General features: G+C 38.3%; 12 protein-coding genes and 1 tRNA gene. 11 read left to right on the forward strand and 2 right to left on the reverse strand.

All coding sequences use genetic code 11. The features are described from left to right. Positions 1-140: 140 nt before the first annotated feature. Positions 141-1931 carry a T9SS type A sorting domain-containing protein gene (locus GD597_RS05460; protein ID WP_171606805.1) on the reverse strand — a complete coding sequence of 597 codons (1791 nt, stop codon included), beginning with the start codon at positions 1929-1931 and terminating at the stop codon, positions 141-143. A 36-nt stretch (positions 1932-1967) separates the two neighbouring features. Continuing rightward, positions 1968-3422 (reverse strand): alpha/beta hydrolase, encoded by a 1455-nt coding sequence (locus GD597_RS05465; protein ID WP_171606806.1) that lies wholly within the window; start codon positions 3420-3422, stop codon positions 1968-1970. Between the two features lie 406 nt (positions 3423-3828). Here GD597_RS05465 and GD597_RS05470 point away from each other — a divergent pair, with 406 nt between their 5' ends. From GD597_RS05470 to GD597_RS05520, 11 genes are all read left to right on the forward strand, one after another. Further along, positions 3829-4113, forward strand: a complete 285-nt coding sequence (locus GD597_RS05470) for a hypothetical protein (RefSeq protein WP_171606807.1) — start codon at positions 3829-3831, stop codon at positions 4111-4113. Between the two features lie 249 nt (positions 4114-4362). Further along, a tRNA-Leu gene (locus tag GD597_RS05475) sits at positions 4363-4449 on the forward strand. 390 nt (positions 4450-4839) lie between these two features. Next, complete coding sequence (locus GD597_RS05480; RefSeq protein WP_235954192.1) at positions 4840-5619, forward strand: sugar transferase; 780 nt, start codon at positions 4840-4842, stop codon at positions 5617-5619. Positions 5620-5930: 311 nt separating this feature from the next. Continuing rightward, positions 5931-6767 (forward strand): polysaccharide biosynthesis/export family protein, encoded by an 837-nt coding sequence (locus tag GD597_RS05485; RefSeq protein ID WP_171606808.1) that lies wholly within the window; start codon positions 5931-5933, stop codon positions 6765-6767. Between the two features lie 31 nt (positions 6768-6798). Next, positions 6799-9171 carry a GumC family protein gene (locus GD597_RS05490; protein ID WP_171606809.1) on the forward strand — a complete coding sequence of 791 codons (2373 nt, stop codon included), beginning with the start codon at positions 6799-6801 and terminating at the stop codon, positions 9169-9171. A gap of 477 nt (positions 9172-9648) precedes the next feature. Further along, complete coding sequence (gene fcl / locus GD597_RS05495) at positions 9649-10596, forward strand: GDP-L-fucose synthase (protein WP_394353230.1); 948 nt, start codon at positions 9649-9651, stop codon at positions 10594-10596. A 50-nt stretch (positions 10597-10646) separates the two neighbouring features. After that, entirely contained in the window at positions 10647-11750 is a 1104-nt protein-coding gene (gene gmd / locus GD597_RS05500; RefSeq protein ID WP_171606811.1) for a GDP-mannose 4,6-dehydratase, read from the forward strand. Positions 11751-11892: 142 nt separating this feature from the next. Then, a complete protein-coding gene (locus tag GD597_RS05505) occupies positions 11893-12849 on the forward strand; it encodes a glycosyltransferase family 2 protein (RefSeq protein ID WP_171606812.1) in 957 nt (318 codons plus the stop codon). A gap of 130 nt (positions 12850-12979) precedes the next feature. Further along, a complete protein-coding gene (locus tag GD597_RS05510; RefSeq protein ID WP_171606813.1) occupies positions 12980-13660 on the forward strand; it encodes an acylneuraminate cytidylyltransferase family protein in 681 nt (226 codons plus the stop codon). A gap of 1 nt (position 13661) precedes the next feature. Further along, positions 13662-14597, forward strand: coding sequence for a phosphoglycerate dehydrogenase (locus GD597_RS05515; RefSeq protein ID WP_171606814.1), 936 nt, complete (start codon positions 13662-13664; stop codon positions 14595-14597). After that, on the forward strand, positions 14597-15331 hold the full coding sequence (locus GD597_RS05520) for an SDR family NAD(P)-dependent oxidoreductase (RefSeq protein ID WP_171606815.1): 735 nt from the start codon (positions 14597-14599) through the stop codon (positions 15329-15331). The genes GD597_RS05515 and GD597_RS05520 overlap by 1 nt, the downstream gene beginning before the upstream one ends. Positions 15332-15400: the final 69 nt, after the last annotated feature.

Raw genomic sequence — 15400 nt, forward strand, 5'->3', positions numbered from 1 at the left:
CAACTTTAAACCAAAAAACCTTGCTAAGAGTAGCAAGGGTATTAAGCCTGTTTATTGATAGAAACCAATTTGGGCACTGTAATTTACCAATTTAGTCAGCGCATTATCAGCATAAATTTTCAAGGAGTTTGAAACTTCATCTACTCTTTCAAAAACTTTTTCTTAACGACCACGCCATTTGATTGGGCTGTAACCACATAGCTACCTTTCTGTAATGTACCGATGTTCCAAGAGAAAACGGGAGCACTTGCTGTAGCGGTCAATCTGACATTTCCATTTATATCATATATGGATAACCTGCTACTTTCTGTCGAACTTAGGCCTTCTATTTGAAGGAAATTTTTTGCGGGGTTGGGATAAACTCTGATGGAAATTCTATTGTAATCCAAGCTGAGAACATTGCTGTAATTGACACTGTTGTCCATTAGCACTGAAGCAACTCTGTAATAGCTAGTGCCGTTTTCTGAATTTGCATCTTCAAAGCTCAGTTGGCTATTGGTTCCTCTGAAAACCCTTGCCAATTCCTTAAAGAAATTCCCATTATTGCTTCTTTGGACACTGTAATATCTGATGTCATTCCCGGGTTTATCTTCCCATGTAAAACCGTGACGGTGCAGCCATTTCTTTATTCGTACATACTGTTCTTTCTCAACCTCTCCGCCTTTGTATTGCGTCAGAGCAATTTGATATTCATCGCCAATTGATTGCCCTGCAAGAATATAGTCGCCATCAATATTTAAATTGACAGACCATGCATTTTCAAAAAATCCAAGGTCGGTCACCGCAATGCCATCTGCCGAAAATGTAGAATCCAGAAGCCCTGTCGATTTATATCTCAAAATAGCGAAATCACTTATGGGGTTTAACACATCATCATATCGTGAACTCACGACAATGTTATTATGTCCATCAATGATGATATCTGTGAAGTTCAAATCTCTGTCTATTACAGCGGTGGTGACTTTACCGTTTAAACCAAATGAATTATCGAGAACGCCTTGCGACTCATACCGTGCTATTGCCCCGCTTGTATTAATCGTGTTTGAACCTGTATAGCCGGCTACGATTATTTTTCCGTCAGCTTTTATCTGAAGTGCGTTTATTTCTTCGCTATAAACATCAAAGTCAGTGATCGTCTTACCACCCTCACCAAAACTTTCATCAAGAGTGCCATCTTGCTTATATCGCATGAGCAGGAACTTTTTTGCACCCCCGTCTCCAATGCTTCCTGCCACTACTATCTTTTCATCAGCTTGTAAAACGGCATCATTTAAAATCGGCCATTGACCAAGATCGGTAGTTATAGTTCCATTATTGCCAAAACTTTCATCTAACGTGCCATTGGAATTATACCTCGCCAATGTTACTACATGAAATGTAACGTAGCCGCACACCATTATTTTGTCATTTGGAAGGATCAATATGTTTGAAACATTGTCATTGCCTATCCCAAAATCCAACACAACCTTGCCACCATTCCCAAAACCAGCGTCAAGTGATCCATCCGGCAAATACCTGGCGATAAGTGCATTATAATTTGGGTTGCTTTGATTTACGTAACCGTATCCGGCAGCCAGAATTTTTCCATCAGGCTGCAAGGCAAGATGGTAGGCATTTTCATAAGTATGATTAAAGTCAGTGACTATACGCCCGCTGTCGCCGAAACTTGTATCAATAATACCGCTGCTTAAATATCGTTCAAGCAAAAATCCATCAAAGAAGCCATTAGAAACTTCTGTCTCAGTGAACCTTCCTGAAGCTATTATTTTACCATCGGGCTGAACTATTGATGTAAAACATTCAGGGTATCCATCTGTCATAGAAGTGAGGACAACGCCGCCTTGCCCAAAGCTATTATCAAGCGTTCCTGGTTGAGCAAGCAAAACCTGACAGGTAAAAATTGAAAACAAAACAAGTAATAATGATTTCATAAATATTTATTTTAAAAAGAAATAGAGTAATCTTTATTAAGGACAGTCATCAGTATCATCACATCCGGCATCATCATCGTCCAGATTGGTTGCTCCACAACCATGTCGGAAGTTTTCACATTCAATAAATCGCGTTGTACCTGAAATGCTGGTGGCTTCTCCTTTGAGTATTGCAAGAAAAAAGACTGCAGCCTGCCCAGCTATATATGACTGCGTTGAGGCGCGTGTTACTGCGGAAGCTGCACCATAATTACTTTCATAGGGAGGGTCTCCTACATTCACCGAATCGTCATCAAGTCCATGCTCTGCCTCGCAGTCAATGTGCAATTGTGCTGGTACGCCTAGATTCTTTAAGAATTTATAAATATTCAAACCTCCCAGGCCAAGTAAATCTCTTGTCGCTGGGTTATTCGCAGGAAACTGATACTGAGTGCCATATGCCATGCAGTTTGATTCCTTCGAAAAATTAATTCCCTGGCTCATGTTATTTGGTGAAAAAAAGATAAAAACAGAATCAGCAAAAAATACTGAATCCAGCCTGCCGTGAAATGTTATTTGGGGCTTTGGTGTTATTCCGTTTTGTGAAAAAAATCCTCCTTGGTTGTTAGTATAGCTCAAGGGTACTTGCAAACTTCCCCACATATTCAACACCCCTTTTAAATTAGGGTAATATTCAACAGTGGTGTCAGCATAATAGAAGGTGTTCTGCTCTATATCTCCTAAATTGGCGGCTACGCCCGGAAAGATTGCATTGATCATGTCTTGGTTGGGATAATAAGCTGTATTCAGGGAAATAAAACTACCTGCACTAATTCCACCAACAAACATTCTCGTCGTATCAATTCGAAAAGGATCTTGAAAAGATGCTGAATTACGCTGTCTCAATATAATGCTTCTGATCGCTCCTCTTGCATCCTGACATGCACGATAGATTGCGTGCATTTGTTGTGACGCATAATATTCATTTTTTATCGTTGGAACAACTTCCCTTCGGTCGACCAAAACTCCTCTTCTGTATTCCACATTGAAAACAACAAAGCCTCTGAGCGCAAGTTCAATGCAAACTGTTCTAATTCCTTCACTTGACAAACTGCTACATTCTTCAAAACTGCCTCCATGAAACATAACAACCGCTGGCAAACCACAAGCAATATTTGTGTATTTTATTTTCTTATTAGTCACACTGTCGGGATAATATACTGTGTATATCAGCTTTTCGCTGTTACTTTCACAGTAGGTTATTGTGTCTTTTTCATCGCACCGGTTATCGCTATATATCACATCATGATAAGTGGATGGAGCTGGAACTATGCCATAGGGTATGGCATCAGGTCCTGTTAATGAATCTATTTTAAGGGTTGCTATTGCCGATCGAAGATCAACTGAACATAATGCGTTATAAATTGTGCACGGTGTAATATCCGCTTCTTGGGCTCCTAGTGTTATTTGCAAACATGATAAAAAGAGACACAAGGTTGCATGTTTTCTCATATTGGTACAGTTGCGGGTATGTTAAAAACACATAGTAATTCAATATAAAAAAATAATCGCGAAGCCAAAATTAAATTTATATCCTTAGTGGCTAGGACGAAAACTTTGTGCCTTATCAAGGGCGGCGGGCAGCGGATTTTTTGAACTCCAGTTTGGATTGCTTTGGAACTAAAGAACCTACAAATTTTTTATTCTAAATAAGTGCGTATTAGAATGCTAAAGCAAGTTGTATATACCCAGTACTCGAATTTTAGCTAAAAGGCGTATTTTCTGCTATGCAAATTTATAGCTATGGCAAACGCAATTGAGGATGCCCTTAAATCGTGCAAGCACTGAACAAAGAGAAAGAGTTCAACAAGTAATAGACGAGGCACGACGGAATATTTAACTCGTCTCTTTGCAACAAATGAAAGATATTTCTTCGTCCGATGCTAGCTCGAAGGCAAAAAATGTGCAAATTATTGAAGAATTTATACGCAACATTCCTTTTGAAACGATGACCGATGTGGATACAATCTCCCCACCGCTCAACACTCCATCCACACGCAGCCATTACAATTCAAACATAATCGAACTGCATTCTCACACGCAATCAACCATAGAAAACATCGAGAAGAGAGCGGGCAACATCCACCTACGCGAAAATGCTGTAGACCGCGCAATGGCAAAACAACCACAGGAGTTTCATTAACGGGAACAACAGCAACAAGCCATCGGGCGCTAAGTCATGATTTTCAAAGGCAATGCTTTGAAATATCAGCTTAATATATTAAATTGGTTGAAATAGTCATTTATGCCTTTGCCCGATTTCAACCTTGACCATGTTATCTATTCTTTCAACAATCAAGAGCCTTTTACAATTGGTAATGCCCCGGTTCGAGCCCGGTCTTTCGCTCCAAAAATGATCCCGCTTTTATTGCGGGATTTTTTTTCAGGGGCTGCCCTGGTGGTGGAACTGGTAGACACGCAGGACTTAAAATCCTGTTCGCCGCAAACGCGAGTGCGGGTTCAAGTCCCGCCTGGGGCACTTGCAAGAAAAAGGTTGTTCAATTATTGAGCAACCTTTTTTTATTGGCGCCTATTGCTTTGTTTTGGCTGGTTTCTGTTGCAAAACAGGGATTTAGGCTAAATCTTTTTGCATACAGGTTTTTCCTCCTTATTTTTCCCTATTGCTGCTTAGTATTGGTACCGTACAAGTGTGCGACGCAAGTAAAGTACCCTGATGATTTGATGTTGGGCTATTAATGGATATTTATTTTGGAATGAAACTTGTTAAGTAAGTTTATTATCTTGCAGGCCTAACTTAATGAACACTTATTGTACGTGTTAAATGTAAATAGATTAAACAATGGTAATTGCGTTTAGTCTGATTTTTAAATTACTCGGTTGAGTATTTTAACTAACCAAAATACGTAGTATGAAAACATCCTCTTTAATTGACCTAAACACGCAGAACGCGTTATCTGTAGTAGAATATGCCGGCAAGGGTAATTCTGAGACTCAATACTCCGCTGTTAATTTAAACCATCGCTATTTTTTAAGGGGTATTCATCAACAGGAATTTGCCCCGATTGAATTGAGGTATTTTTTAAAAGATGCCGTTCGGCTACCTGTTTTAAGTATTAATAACAGAATTAAAAAAAGGCTACTGGATATAGCGATTAGTAGTATTGCGATTGTATTTTTTCTATCGTGGATGATACCCTTGTTTGCAATTTTGATTAAATTAGATAGTAGGGGCCCCGTTTTTTTTAAACAACAAAGATCTGGCAGAAACAATAAATTGTTCTGGTGTTTGAAGTTTAGAAGTATGGTGCTGAATGAGGAATGTGATAGCGTACAGGCTTCGGATAATGACAGAAGGATTACAAAATTGGGCGCTTTTTTACGCCGAACCAGTTTTGATGAATTTCCACAGTTTTTTAATGTTTTAGCCGGAGATATGAGTATAGTAGGACCCAGACCGCATATGATTGCGCATACTGAGATGTATGGCGCATCTATACATGATTATATGAAGCGGTTACATATAAAACAGGGTGTAACTGGATGGGCACAAATTTCGGGTTACAGGGGAGAAACCACTGAATTATGGCAAATGGAGAAAAGGGTTAGCCTTGATTTGTGGTATTTGGAAAACTGGAGTTTTTGGCTGGATGTAAAAATTATATGCAAAACCATTAGTGCTATTTTTTAGTCTGGCACTATTAGAAATTTTGATTTTGTTTAAATGGAAACAGACTTTGGTATTATTTAATAAGTGCATTTGATTTTTTTTGATTTTAATTTTTGGGATTAATATAGACGATATGCCTAATAAAATGTAACAGTGGTATGTTTAATAGGTTCTTATATATTGTTGTATTTCATATATATTTAAAATAATCAATTGTTTAGTTATCAATTTCTGGTAGTAATTTAAATTTTATTAAAATTCAGCTATTATCTTTGGCCGAATACAACTATGTAACTGATACACTTATTGTACTATTTTAATTAACCTGATACATGAAAATTACTTTTAATTTCCTCTTTCTTAGATATACCAGCTTGTTGATTTGCTTTCTTCTTATTTTGTTTAGCTCTTGTACTACTTATAAAAACGTTCCATATTTCCACGACATTTCTGATACTTCTAAACCGGTTGCTATTAAAACAGTTGCTTTTAAAAGCCCTGTTATTCAGCCAGATGATATTTTAAATATTGTTATTCAGACAATTGATCCTGCCATTACGGGTATCTTAAATACGGGTAATTCAGCTGTACCTACTTCTTCATCTACTTCGGTAATGGGAGCTTCTACCATGACGGTAACCGGCCAGCAAACTGTAAGCGGATACCTGGTAGATAAAAATGGAGATATTGAATTGCCTTTTGCAGGAAAAATAAAATTACAGGGTTTAACCACCATGCAGGCTAAAGATACCATTGTAAAAGCCCTTTCCAAATATGTAAATAACCCTATAGTGAGTTTGCGTTTTGCAAATTTCAGGGTTACCGTTTTGGGCGAGGTATTAAGGCCTTCTACCTATATCATACCCAACGAGAAAATCAATATCTTGGATGCACTGGGTTTGGCCGGAGACTTGACTATATATGGCCGTCGTGAAAATGTATTGTTGATAAGGGATACCTTAAACGATCAGAAGAACATGATACGTTTAAATTTAAATTCAAAAGAAATAGTAGCTTCTCCCTATTTTTATTTGCAGCCTAATGATATGATTTATGTTGAACCAAGCAAAACTAAATCTGCCAGTGCCGATGCAATTAAAAACAGAAATATTACTATATACGCCTCCGCATTATCTGTATTATTGGTAATTGTTACCAGGATTAATTAATAATCCCACTTTATTTTCCAAATTTTATTTTATGACTGATTTGAATAAAAAGATTGCCAAGGAAGATGATGAGTTTGATTTGAAAAAATTATTAGCTCAGTTTATCGATCATTGGAAGCTATATGTTTTTTCAGTGTTGTTTTGTGGTATTGCAGGATTTTTATATGTACGATATTCAACACCATTATATACTGCGCATGCAAAAATTGTGGTTCAGGACGAACAAAATGGAAGTGCTTCCTTTTTAGGAGGCGGTGCCATGGCGGATTTCAGTAAGATATTTAACATGAAAAGCAATGTTGATAACGAACTGGAAATTTTGTTAACCCGCGATTTATTGGAAAAGGTAGTTAAAGAATTAAACCTTAATATCAGCTATTGGAGAAAAGGAAGAATAAGGGCAGTTGAAGTATACGACCAAAGCCCCTTTAATGTAAGTTTTTTACCAGCTAAAGATTCTATTATAGCTATTAGCTTTAATATCGATTTTCATAATCTGGGTGCCGATAATAAATTTGATATTAGCTGCGAAAGTCAGTTTTTAGACACTACTTTCTCTGCTAAGTTTGGCGATATTATTAAAACATCTGTAGGTACCATTTGCATTACCAAAACAGGCCAGCCTTTTGAAGATGCAGGTTATTATTTTATTGTTCGCTCTACCGAGGATTTATTAACCAGTATAAGGGCCAGTTTGGAAGGTGTAGTAACCAGTAAAACCACCAGTGTTATTAACCTTTCCTATAATTCTAATGTACCCAAAAAGGCTGAGGACATTTTATCAAGGCTTATATCTGAATATATAAGAAGAAATATTACCGAGAAAAATCAAATCTCAGACAGCGCCAGTGTATTCATCAATGAACGAATTGCCATTGTATCTCAGGATTTGAATAAAATTGAATCCGATATTCAGAGTTTTAAACAAGCCAATAATATTGCCAATATTCCGGCCCAATCTCAGGCATTAATTGACAACGCCAGTGAGTATACCGAAAAACTCAATGAAATTGAAGTACAATTAAATGTAAATCAATCCACATTAGACCTTTTAAGAAATGATGCCACAGGCAACAGGCCTGTCCCTGCCCTTGTATCAGACCCAACCTTTTTAGGCCTGGTAGAAAAATACAATTTGCTGCTGGCACAAAAAGAAAAATTGTTATTATCTACCACCAGTATAAATCCTCTGTCTCAAAACATAGAATCTCAATTAAAAAATTTGAGAAAGGATTTAATACAAAGCCTGGATAATCAAAAGAAAGCAATGCAGATTGCGAAGGATAAAATTGTAAACGAAAACTCGCAAATTAGCAGTCTGGTTAAAAAAGTGCCTGTACAGGAAAGAAGATTTGTGGATTTATCAAGGCAACAAAGTGTTCAACAGGCCTTATATATTTTTCTGTTACAAAAGAAAGAAGAAACAGCTATTACAAAAGCATCCAATATACCCACTGCCAGTATTATTGAAACACCCAAATGCGATTATTACGCGTATTTTCCTCAACCTAAAACAGTATATGGCATTAGTTTGATACTTGGCTTGTTGTTCCCTACTGGCTATATTATGCTGCTTGCTGCTTTAAGTAACAGAATACTTAAAAAAGAAGATATTACCGATAATACCCAATGCAATATTTTGGCCGAAATTGGCCATTCAGATAAGGCTGGTTTATTATCTATGAGCGATGATATGCGCTCCGTACTTGCAGAACAATTCAGGATTTTCCGTACCAATATGGATTTCCTTACCGGACAAAAGAAATGTCCTGTTATTCTGTTCACTTCTTCTATGACACAGGAGGGTAAATCATTTATCTCTGCAAACCTTGCCCAGATATATGCCTACACCGGAAAAAAAGTTTTGATTATGGAATTAGACCTGCGCAAGCCAAGGCTTTCGCAAATGTTTAATATGCCAAACGATACAGGTTTTACCAGTTTTATCATTTCCGAAAAACCGGTTATGGAATTTATTAATCCTATTCCAACCAGTCCCGGTGTATGGTTAATGGGCTCGGGGCCAATACCACCCAATGCTGCAGAATTATTAATGGCGCCAATAGTAATACCTATGTTTGAAGAATTAAAAAAACAGTTCGATTGTATTATTCTCGACTGTCCGCCTATAGGTGCTGTAACAGATGCGCAAATACTTTCAAAGCACAGCGATGTAAATCTTTATGTTTTACGCCAACGCTATACATTTAAAAGAAGTCTTGATATTATTAACGATCTGGTGGAAAATAACAAATTCCCCAATTTATACCTTGTTGTAAACGACGTTAAAAAAGAAGGCTCTTATAAATATGGTTATGGCTATGGTTATGGATACGGTTATGGTTATGGCGATAGTACCTCAACCAAGAAAAAGAAATCCTTTTTCAAAAGTGGTAAAAGATAGGTTGCTTTCACAAAGCCGACTTATTGTAAATCATTGCAGGTATACTTTGGTACCATTAGCAATAGCATAATAGCTAAGTAGAATATTATTTTGAACACTTAAAACATTGGCCCGCATACAAAAAAGTTAAGCAGAACACAGGCATGGCTATTTTGTTGCAGGCTTTTTTATTAGCACTATTACTGAACTCATACTTAAGCATTTTTTTGTTTAATGTGACTCAGAGTGGCGAAGCCGTAACTAAAACTTACCAAATACGCCATCACTCGCTAATAAATTGTATGTAGCCGGCAGTAGTAATGTTACGCAGCATCCGTTGTGTCACTCACTTGTACGCCAGCACTGATGGCATCAATATATTAGCAGCCAATTTCTACCTTTTATTTGTTGCCATAAAAGAGGAACCCCTCAACCGAGCGTGGCAAGTAAAGCCTCATAATTGATCTGGCGTTTGTAAACAAAAAAATAAAAACAGTTATACGTAGTTTATATATGCAGCAACATCACAAAATATATATAGCCGGGCATAACGGAATGGTAGGTAGCGCCATTCACAGGCGGCTAATACAATTGGGTTATACCAATATTATCACCCGCAGTTCTTCGGAACTGGATTTGCGAAACCAGCAACAGGTTAACAGTTTTTTTGAGCTGGAAAAACCATCCTATGTTTTTTTAGCGGCAGCCAAAGTAGGTGGCATTATGGCCAACAATACCTACCGCGCCGATTTTCTGTATCAAAACCTGATGATTGAGGCCAATATTATTCATGCAGCAGCAAACAATGGGGTTACCAAATTATTGTTCCTGGGCAGCTCTTGTATTTACCCCAAATTTGCACCGCAACCTTTACAGGAAGATTATTTATTAACCGGCATATTAGAACCCACCAACGAACCATATGCCATTGCAAAAATTGCAGGCATAAAACTTTGCGAAGCTTACAGGGATCAATACGGTTGCAATTTTATAAGTGTAATGCCTACTAATTTATATGGCATTGGTGATAATTACGATTTACAAAATTCTCATGTGTTGCCTGCGTTAATACGCAAAATGCATACCGCCAAAATACAGGGCGATGCTACAGTAACCATATGGGGCTCAGGCACACCTAAACGGGAATTTTTGTATGCAGATGATCTGGCAGATGCCTGCTGTTTTTTAATACAGCAATACAACGAAAAAGAACTGATTAATATAGGTACAGGCGAAGATATTAGCATTGCCGATTTGGCCCATTTGGTAAAAAAACTGGTAGGTTTTACCGGCGAGCTGGTATTTGATACCACAAAGCCCGATGGTACACCACGTAAATTATTATCAGTAAATAAATTACATCAATTGGGCTGGCAACATACCACTTTACTGGAGGATGGAATTGCAAAAGCCTACCAGGATTTTTTGCAAAAACAAGTGGTATAAAACTGCCCGCCAATACTTATTTTTAACCAACACATTCAAGCTTTAATTATATGAGTGCCCTTGCAACTAGTACACAAAAAACAGCGCTGATTACCGGTATTACCGGGCAGGATGGTGCTTATCTGGCAGATTTTTTATTAAACAAAGGATATGTGGTGCATGGTATAAAAAGACGTTCATCCCTTATCAATACACAAAGAATAGACTATCTGTATAAGGATCCGCACGAAGCCGGTTCACGTTTTCACCTGCATTATGGCGATATGACGGATAGTACCAACCTTATCCGCATTATTCAGGAAACACAGCCGGATGAAATTTATAACCTGGCCGCCATGAGCCATGTAAAAGTAAGTTTCGATGAGCCGGAGTATACCGCTAATGCAGATGGTATAGGCATGTTGCGATTATTGGAGGCAATCAGAATTTTAGGACTTGAAAAAAAGACCCGCATTTATCAGGCTTCCACATCAGAATTATATGGTCTGGTACAACAGGTGCCACAATCTGAAACCACACCTTTTTACCCACGCAGTCCATATGCAGTGGCAAAACTTTATGCCTACTGGATTACAGTAAACTACCGCGAAGCCTATGGCATGTTTGCCTGCAATGGCATATTGTTTAATCACGAAAGTCCATTACGTGGCGAAACATTTGTAACACGAAAAATTACCCGTGGTGTAGCTGCAATTGTTTGCGGTATGCAGGATAAAATTTTTATGGGCAACTTGGATGCCCGCCGCGATTGGGGCCATGCCAAAGATTATGTTGAGGCCATGTGGCTAATTCTTCAGCAAAACGAGCCGGATGATTTTGTAATTGCAACAGGTATTACCACATCGGTACGGGATTTTATACGTATGGCTTTTGCCGAAGTGGGTATAGAATTGGTATTTACCGGCGAAGGTGTTGCTGAAAAAGGGATAGTACAACAATGTAATAATCCATTGTATCAGTTACCCATTGGTAAAGAGGTAATTGTGGTTGATCCGGCTTATTTCAGGCCCACTGAGGTAGACTTGCTTATTGGCGACCCCACAAAAGCAAAACAAAAACTGGGCTGGCAGCCAAAATATACCCTGCCACAAATGGTAAAAGAAATGGTAAACAGCGATGTGGCTATTTTTAAAAACACTGGTAGTAACCATTAATATAATTTTTTGTAGTCAGCAATACAACAAGCCGGGGCTTTACTTGCGTCGCACACTTGTACCATAGATTAAGTTGCAGCTGTTAGTTCAAACATTAAAATGCTGCAAAAAACATACACCACGTTAACCATGAAATGTGCAAATGAAAACACCTTTATGCAGTATCATCATAAGGTCTTTTAACGAGGAAAAACATATTGGCCGGCTACTGGAAGGCATACAGCTGCAAAGCCTTGCAAATGAAATTGAAATTATTCTGGTAGATTCTGGTTCTACAGATGCTACAGTGGCAATTGCCAGAGAAAAGGGCGTTGCCATAGTGCATATTCAACCAGATGAGTTTTCTTTTGGCAGGGCTTTAAACTATGGATGTGCAGCCGCAAACGGTAGCATTTTATTATTTGCCAGTGCACATGTTTACCCGGTTTATACCAATTGGATAGAGCAAATGCTGGCACCATTTGCCAATGAAAAAACAGCACTGGTTTATGGCAGGCAAATTGGAAATGAGATTACCAAATATGCCGAGCACCAGGTATTTAAAAAATGGTTTCCCGAAGAATCGAATGATAACCAGCAAACGCCTTTTTGTAATAATGCCAATGCCGCTATACGAAAATGCCTTTGGCAACAACAGGCTTTTGATGAAAGCTTAACCGGACTGGAAGATATTGCATGGGCTGCTGCCATACAACAAAAGGGGTATGGCATTGCATATAATGCAAAAGCCAGTATTGTTCATGTGCATGAAGAAAGCTTTGAGAAAATTAAAAACCGCTATCGGCGTGAAGCCATTGCATTAAAGAAAATTTTGCCAAAAGAGCATGTTTCTTTTTTTGATTTTCTGCGCTTAAGTATGGGCAATATTATGAATGATGCCTATCATGCATTGCATGAAGGGGTATTTTTTAAACATATAATTCCTGTTATTCGCTTTAGGGTAATGCAGTTTTGGGGTACTTATTTGGGCTTTACCCAAAAAGGAGAAATAACCACTCAACTAAGAAAGCGTTTTTATTACCCTAATACGTTTAAACGAAATACGATCACAAAACAAACGGAGCAGCAAGGCGAGAAAATTATGTACAGTACAAAATAATTCTGTTGTTAAAGTTGCCAATAGTGCTGTAGTACAAGAGTGCGACGCAAGTGCTGCTGCAAACACTAACAACTGCCTGGCTAATACCTGGTTTTTTTATTGTTTTAATTAAGATCAATAACCTGTTATAATGGAAAAAAAGAAAATTGTTGCTATTGTGCCAATGCGCCACTCGAGTGAGCGTGTAAAAGGTAAGAATTACCGTGATTTTGCTGGTAAACCCCTGTATCAGCATATAATTGAATCATTACTACAATGTACTTTAATTGATACAGTGTTAATTGATACGGATAGTCCGGTTATATTAGAGCAGGCTGCAAAACTGTATCCATCGGTATTGCTCCTGGAACGTCCGGCACATTTAAGGGATGGCGCCATTGCCATGAATGATGTATTGCTAAATATTATTAATCAGGTACCCAGTGATTTTTATTTGCAAACTCATAGTACCAATCCATTGCTTACTGCAGCAACTATCAGTGTTGGCATAGAAAAATTCTTAAGTATTTATCCCATGTACGATTCATTGTTTTCAGTAACGCGCCGTCAGGTGCGTTATTGGGATGAGTTGGCAAGGCCAATAAATCATAACCATCATATTTTATTACGTACCCAGGATTTGCCACCGGTATTCGAGGAAAACTCCTGCATGTATTTATTTACAAAAGAAATTTTGCAACAAAAACATAACCGTATTGGCGACAGACCATTTATGTTTGAAATGCCCGAAGTAGAAGCGCAGGACATTGATGTGGAATTAAATTTTGAAGTAGCTGAATTATTATTTAAAAAAACAAGAGGGTTATTATAATATGAAAGTATTAGTTACCTGTCCGCCAATGCTGCGGAGAATAGAAGAGTTTAGACCTATTTTTACCGCCAAAGGTATAGAGTTGGTTACCCCTAATGTGGTACAAACATTAACCGAAGAGGAACTGCTGGTGTTGGTACCACAAATGGATGCCTGGATTATTGGTGATGACCCGGCCACCAAACGCGTTTTTGAAGCCGGTAAAGCCGGTAAATTAAAAGCAGCTGTTAAATGGGGCGTAGGCGTAGATAATGTAGATTTTAAAGCAGCGCATGAATTGCAAATACCTATTAGCAATACCCCCCAAATGTTTGGCAACGAAGTGGCGGATGTTGCTTTGGCATATATAACCGGACTGGCAAGGCAAACCTATTTTATAGATAGGGAAGTACGCAAAGGCAATTGGGTTAAACCGGCAGGCATGAGCTTAACCGGCAAAACCGTTGCATTGGTAGGGTTGGGCGATATTGGCCTGGCCATTGCCAAAAGATTAAGAGGATTTGATTTGGTGGTAAATGCCTACGATCCCTTTACAAAACTGGATGCTGCTGCAGCTGGTGTAGATGCCATTCTTAATTTTCCCGATAAATTGGCAGAGGCCGATTTTCTGGTTCTGGCTTGCGCATTAACTCCCAGCTCTCACCATTGGTTAAACGAGGATTCAATACAATACTTTAAAGATGATCTGTATGTGGTAAATATTTCGCGTGGCGCATTAATTGATGAACCCGCATTGGTAAAAGCACTCGTTAGCGGCAAAGTAAAAGCTGCCGCTCTGGAAGTTTTTGAAACAGAACCTTTACCTGACAATAGTCCTCTGCGATCGTTTGACCAATGTATTTTTGGTACCCATAATGGCTCAAATACCATTGAAGCTGTGCGCCGTGCCAGCCATAAAGCCATTAGTTTATTATTTGGTTTTTTAAATATAGCATAATGCAAAAAGCAGTAGTAATAACCGGTGTGCTGGGCGGTATAGGAACCGGCCTTGCAAAAACTTTTAATGAAGCCGGCTACACCGTTATTGGCATGGATATAAAAAATACTCCATCGCCTTATAGTCATATTTTTGTTCAGTTCGATTTAAACGAATACTGTAACAATGCTGGTTATAAAGCCAAAATGGAAACCTATTTCGATGAAATTATTCCAGATTTATATGTGCTAATCAACAATGCTGCCGTTCAAATATTGGGTGGGGTAGAGCAAATACATGTACAGGATTTTAACCATACCTTAAACGTAAATCTTACTGGTCCCTTATTACTAAGTCAGTATTTTTTATCAAGGCTCGAAAAATCAAAAGGCTCTATCATAAATATTGCTAGTATACACCATCAGTTAACCAAAAAGCGTTTTATTTCCTATGCCACTTCAAAAAGTGCACTGGTGGGTTTAACAAAAGCCATGTCGGTTGATTTACAGGGCAGGGTAAGGGTAAATGCTATCAGCCCCGCAGCCATCGATACCCAAATGCTAAGAGATGGTTTTGATAACGATGAGGCAAAAGTGAAGCAGTTAAATGAAATACACCCATCGCAGCGTATAGGCAAACCTGCCGAGGTATCAAAGCTGGCATTGTTACTGGCAGAGGATGCACTTGGTTTTATCAATGGCGCCAATATTCAAATTGATGGGGGCATCAGTAATGTATTAAAGGATTTGGATTAAATTATAACAGGCAAATACAGTGTTTAGTTAGCCGGCGCAGGAATACCTATTTAGCATCGTTGTGTCACT

Origin of the sequence: Limnovirga soli, assembly GCF_013106755.1 — a bacterium.
GTDB lineage: Bacteria > Bacteroidota > Bacteroidia > Chitinophagales > Chitinophagaceae > Limnovirga > Limnovirga soli.

Bases quoted from the DNA above. Each gene is read 5' to 3' on its own strand.
- GD597_RS05460 (WP_171606805.1), bottom strand. From the start codon at position 1,931: ATGAAATCATTATTACTTGTTTTGTTTTCAATTTTTACCTGTCAGGTT.
- GD597_RS05515 (WP_171606814.1), top strand. From the start codon at position 13,662: ATGAAAGTATTAGTTACCTGTCCGCCAATGCTGCGGAGAATAGAAGAG.
- GD597_RS05520 (WP_171606815.1), top strand. From the start codon at position 14,597: ATGCAAAAAGCAGTAGTAATAACCGGTGTGCTGGGCGGTATAGGAACC.
- GD597_RS05480 (WP_235954192.1), top strand. From the start codon at position 4,840: ATGAAAACATCCTCTTTAATTGACCTAAACACGCAGAACGCGTTATCT.
- GD597_RS05465 (WP_171606806.1), bottom strand. From the start codon at position 3,422: ATGAGAAAACATGCAACCTTGTGTCTCTTTTTATCATGTTTGCAAATA.
- gmd (WP_171606811.1), top strand. From the start codon at position 10,647: ATGAGTGCCCTTGCAACTAGTACACAAAAAACAGCGCTGATTACCGGT.
- GD597_RS05505 (WP_171606812.1), top strand. From the start codon at position 11,893: ATGAAAACACCTTTATGCAGTATCATCATAAGGTCTTTTAACGAGGAA.
- GD597_RS05470 (WP_171606807.1), top strand. From the start codon at position 3,829: ATGAAAGATATTTCTTCGTCCGATGCTAGCTCGAAGGCAAAAAATGTG.
- GD597_RS05490 (WP_171606809.1), top strand. From the start codon at position 6,799: ATGACTGATTTGAATAAAAAGATTGCCAAGGAAGATGATGAGTTTGAT.
- GD597_RS05485 (WP_171606808.1), top strand. From the start codon at position 5,931: ATGAAAATTACTTTTAATTTCCTCTTTCTTAGATATACCAGCTTGTTG.
- GD597_RS05510 (WP_171606813.1), top strand. From the start codon at position 12,980: ATGGAAAAAAAGAAAATTGTTGCTATTGTGCCAATGCGCCACTCGAGT.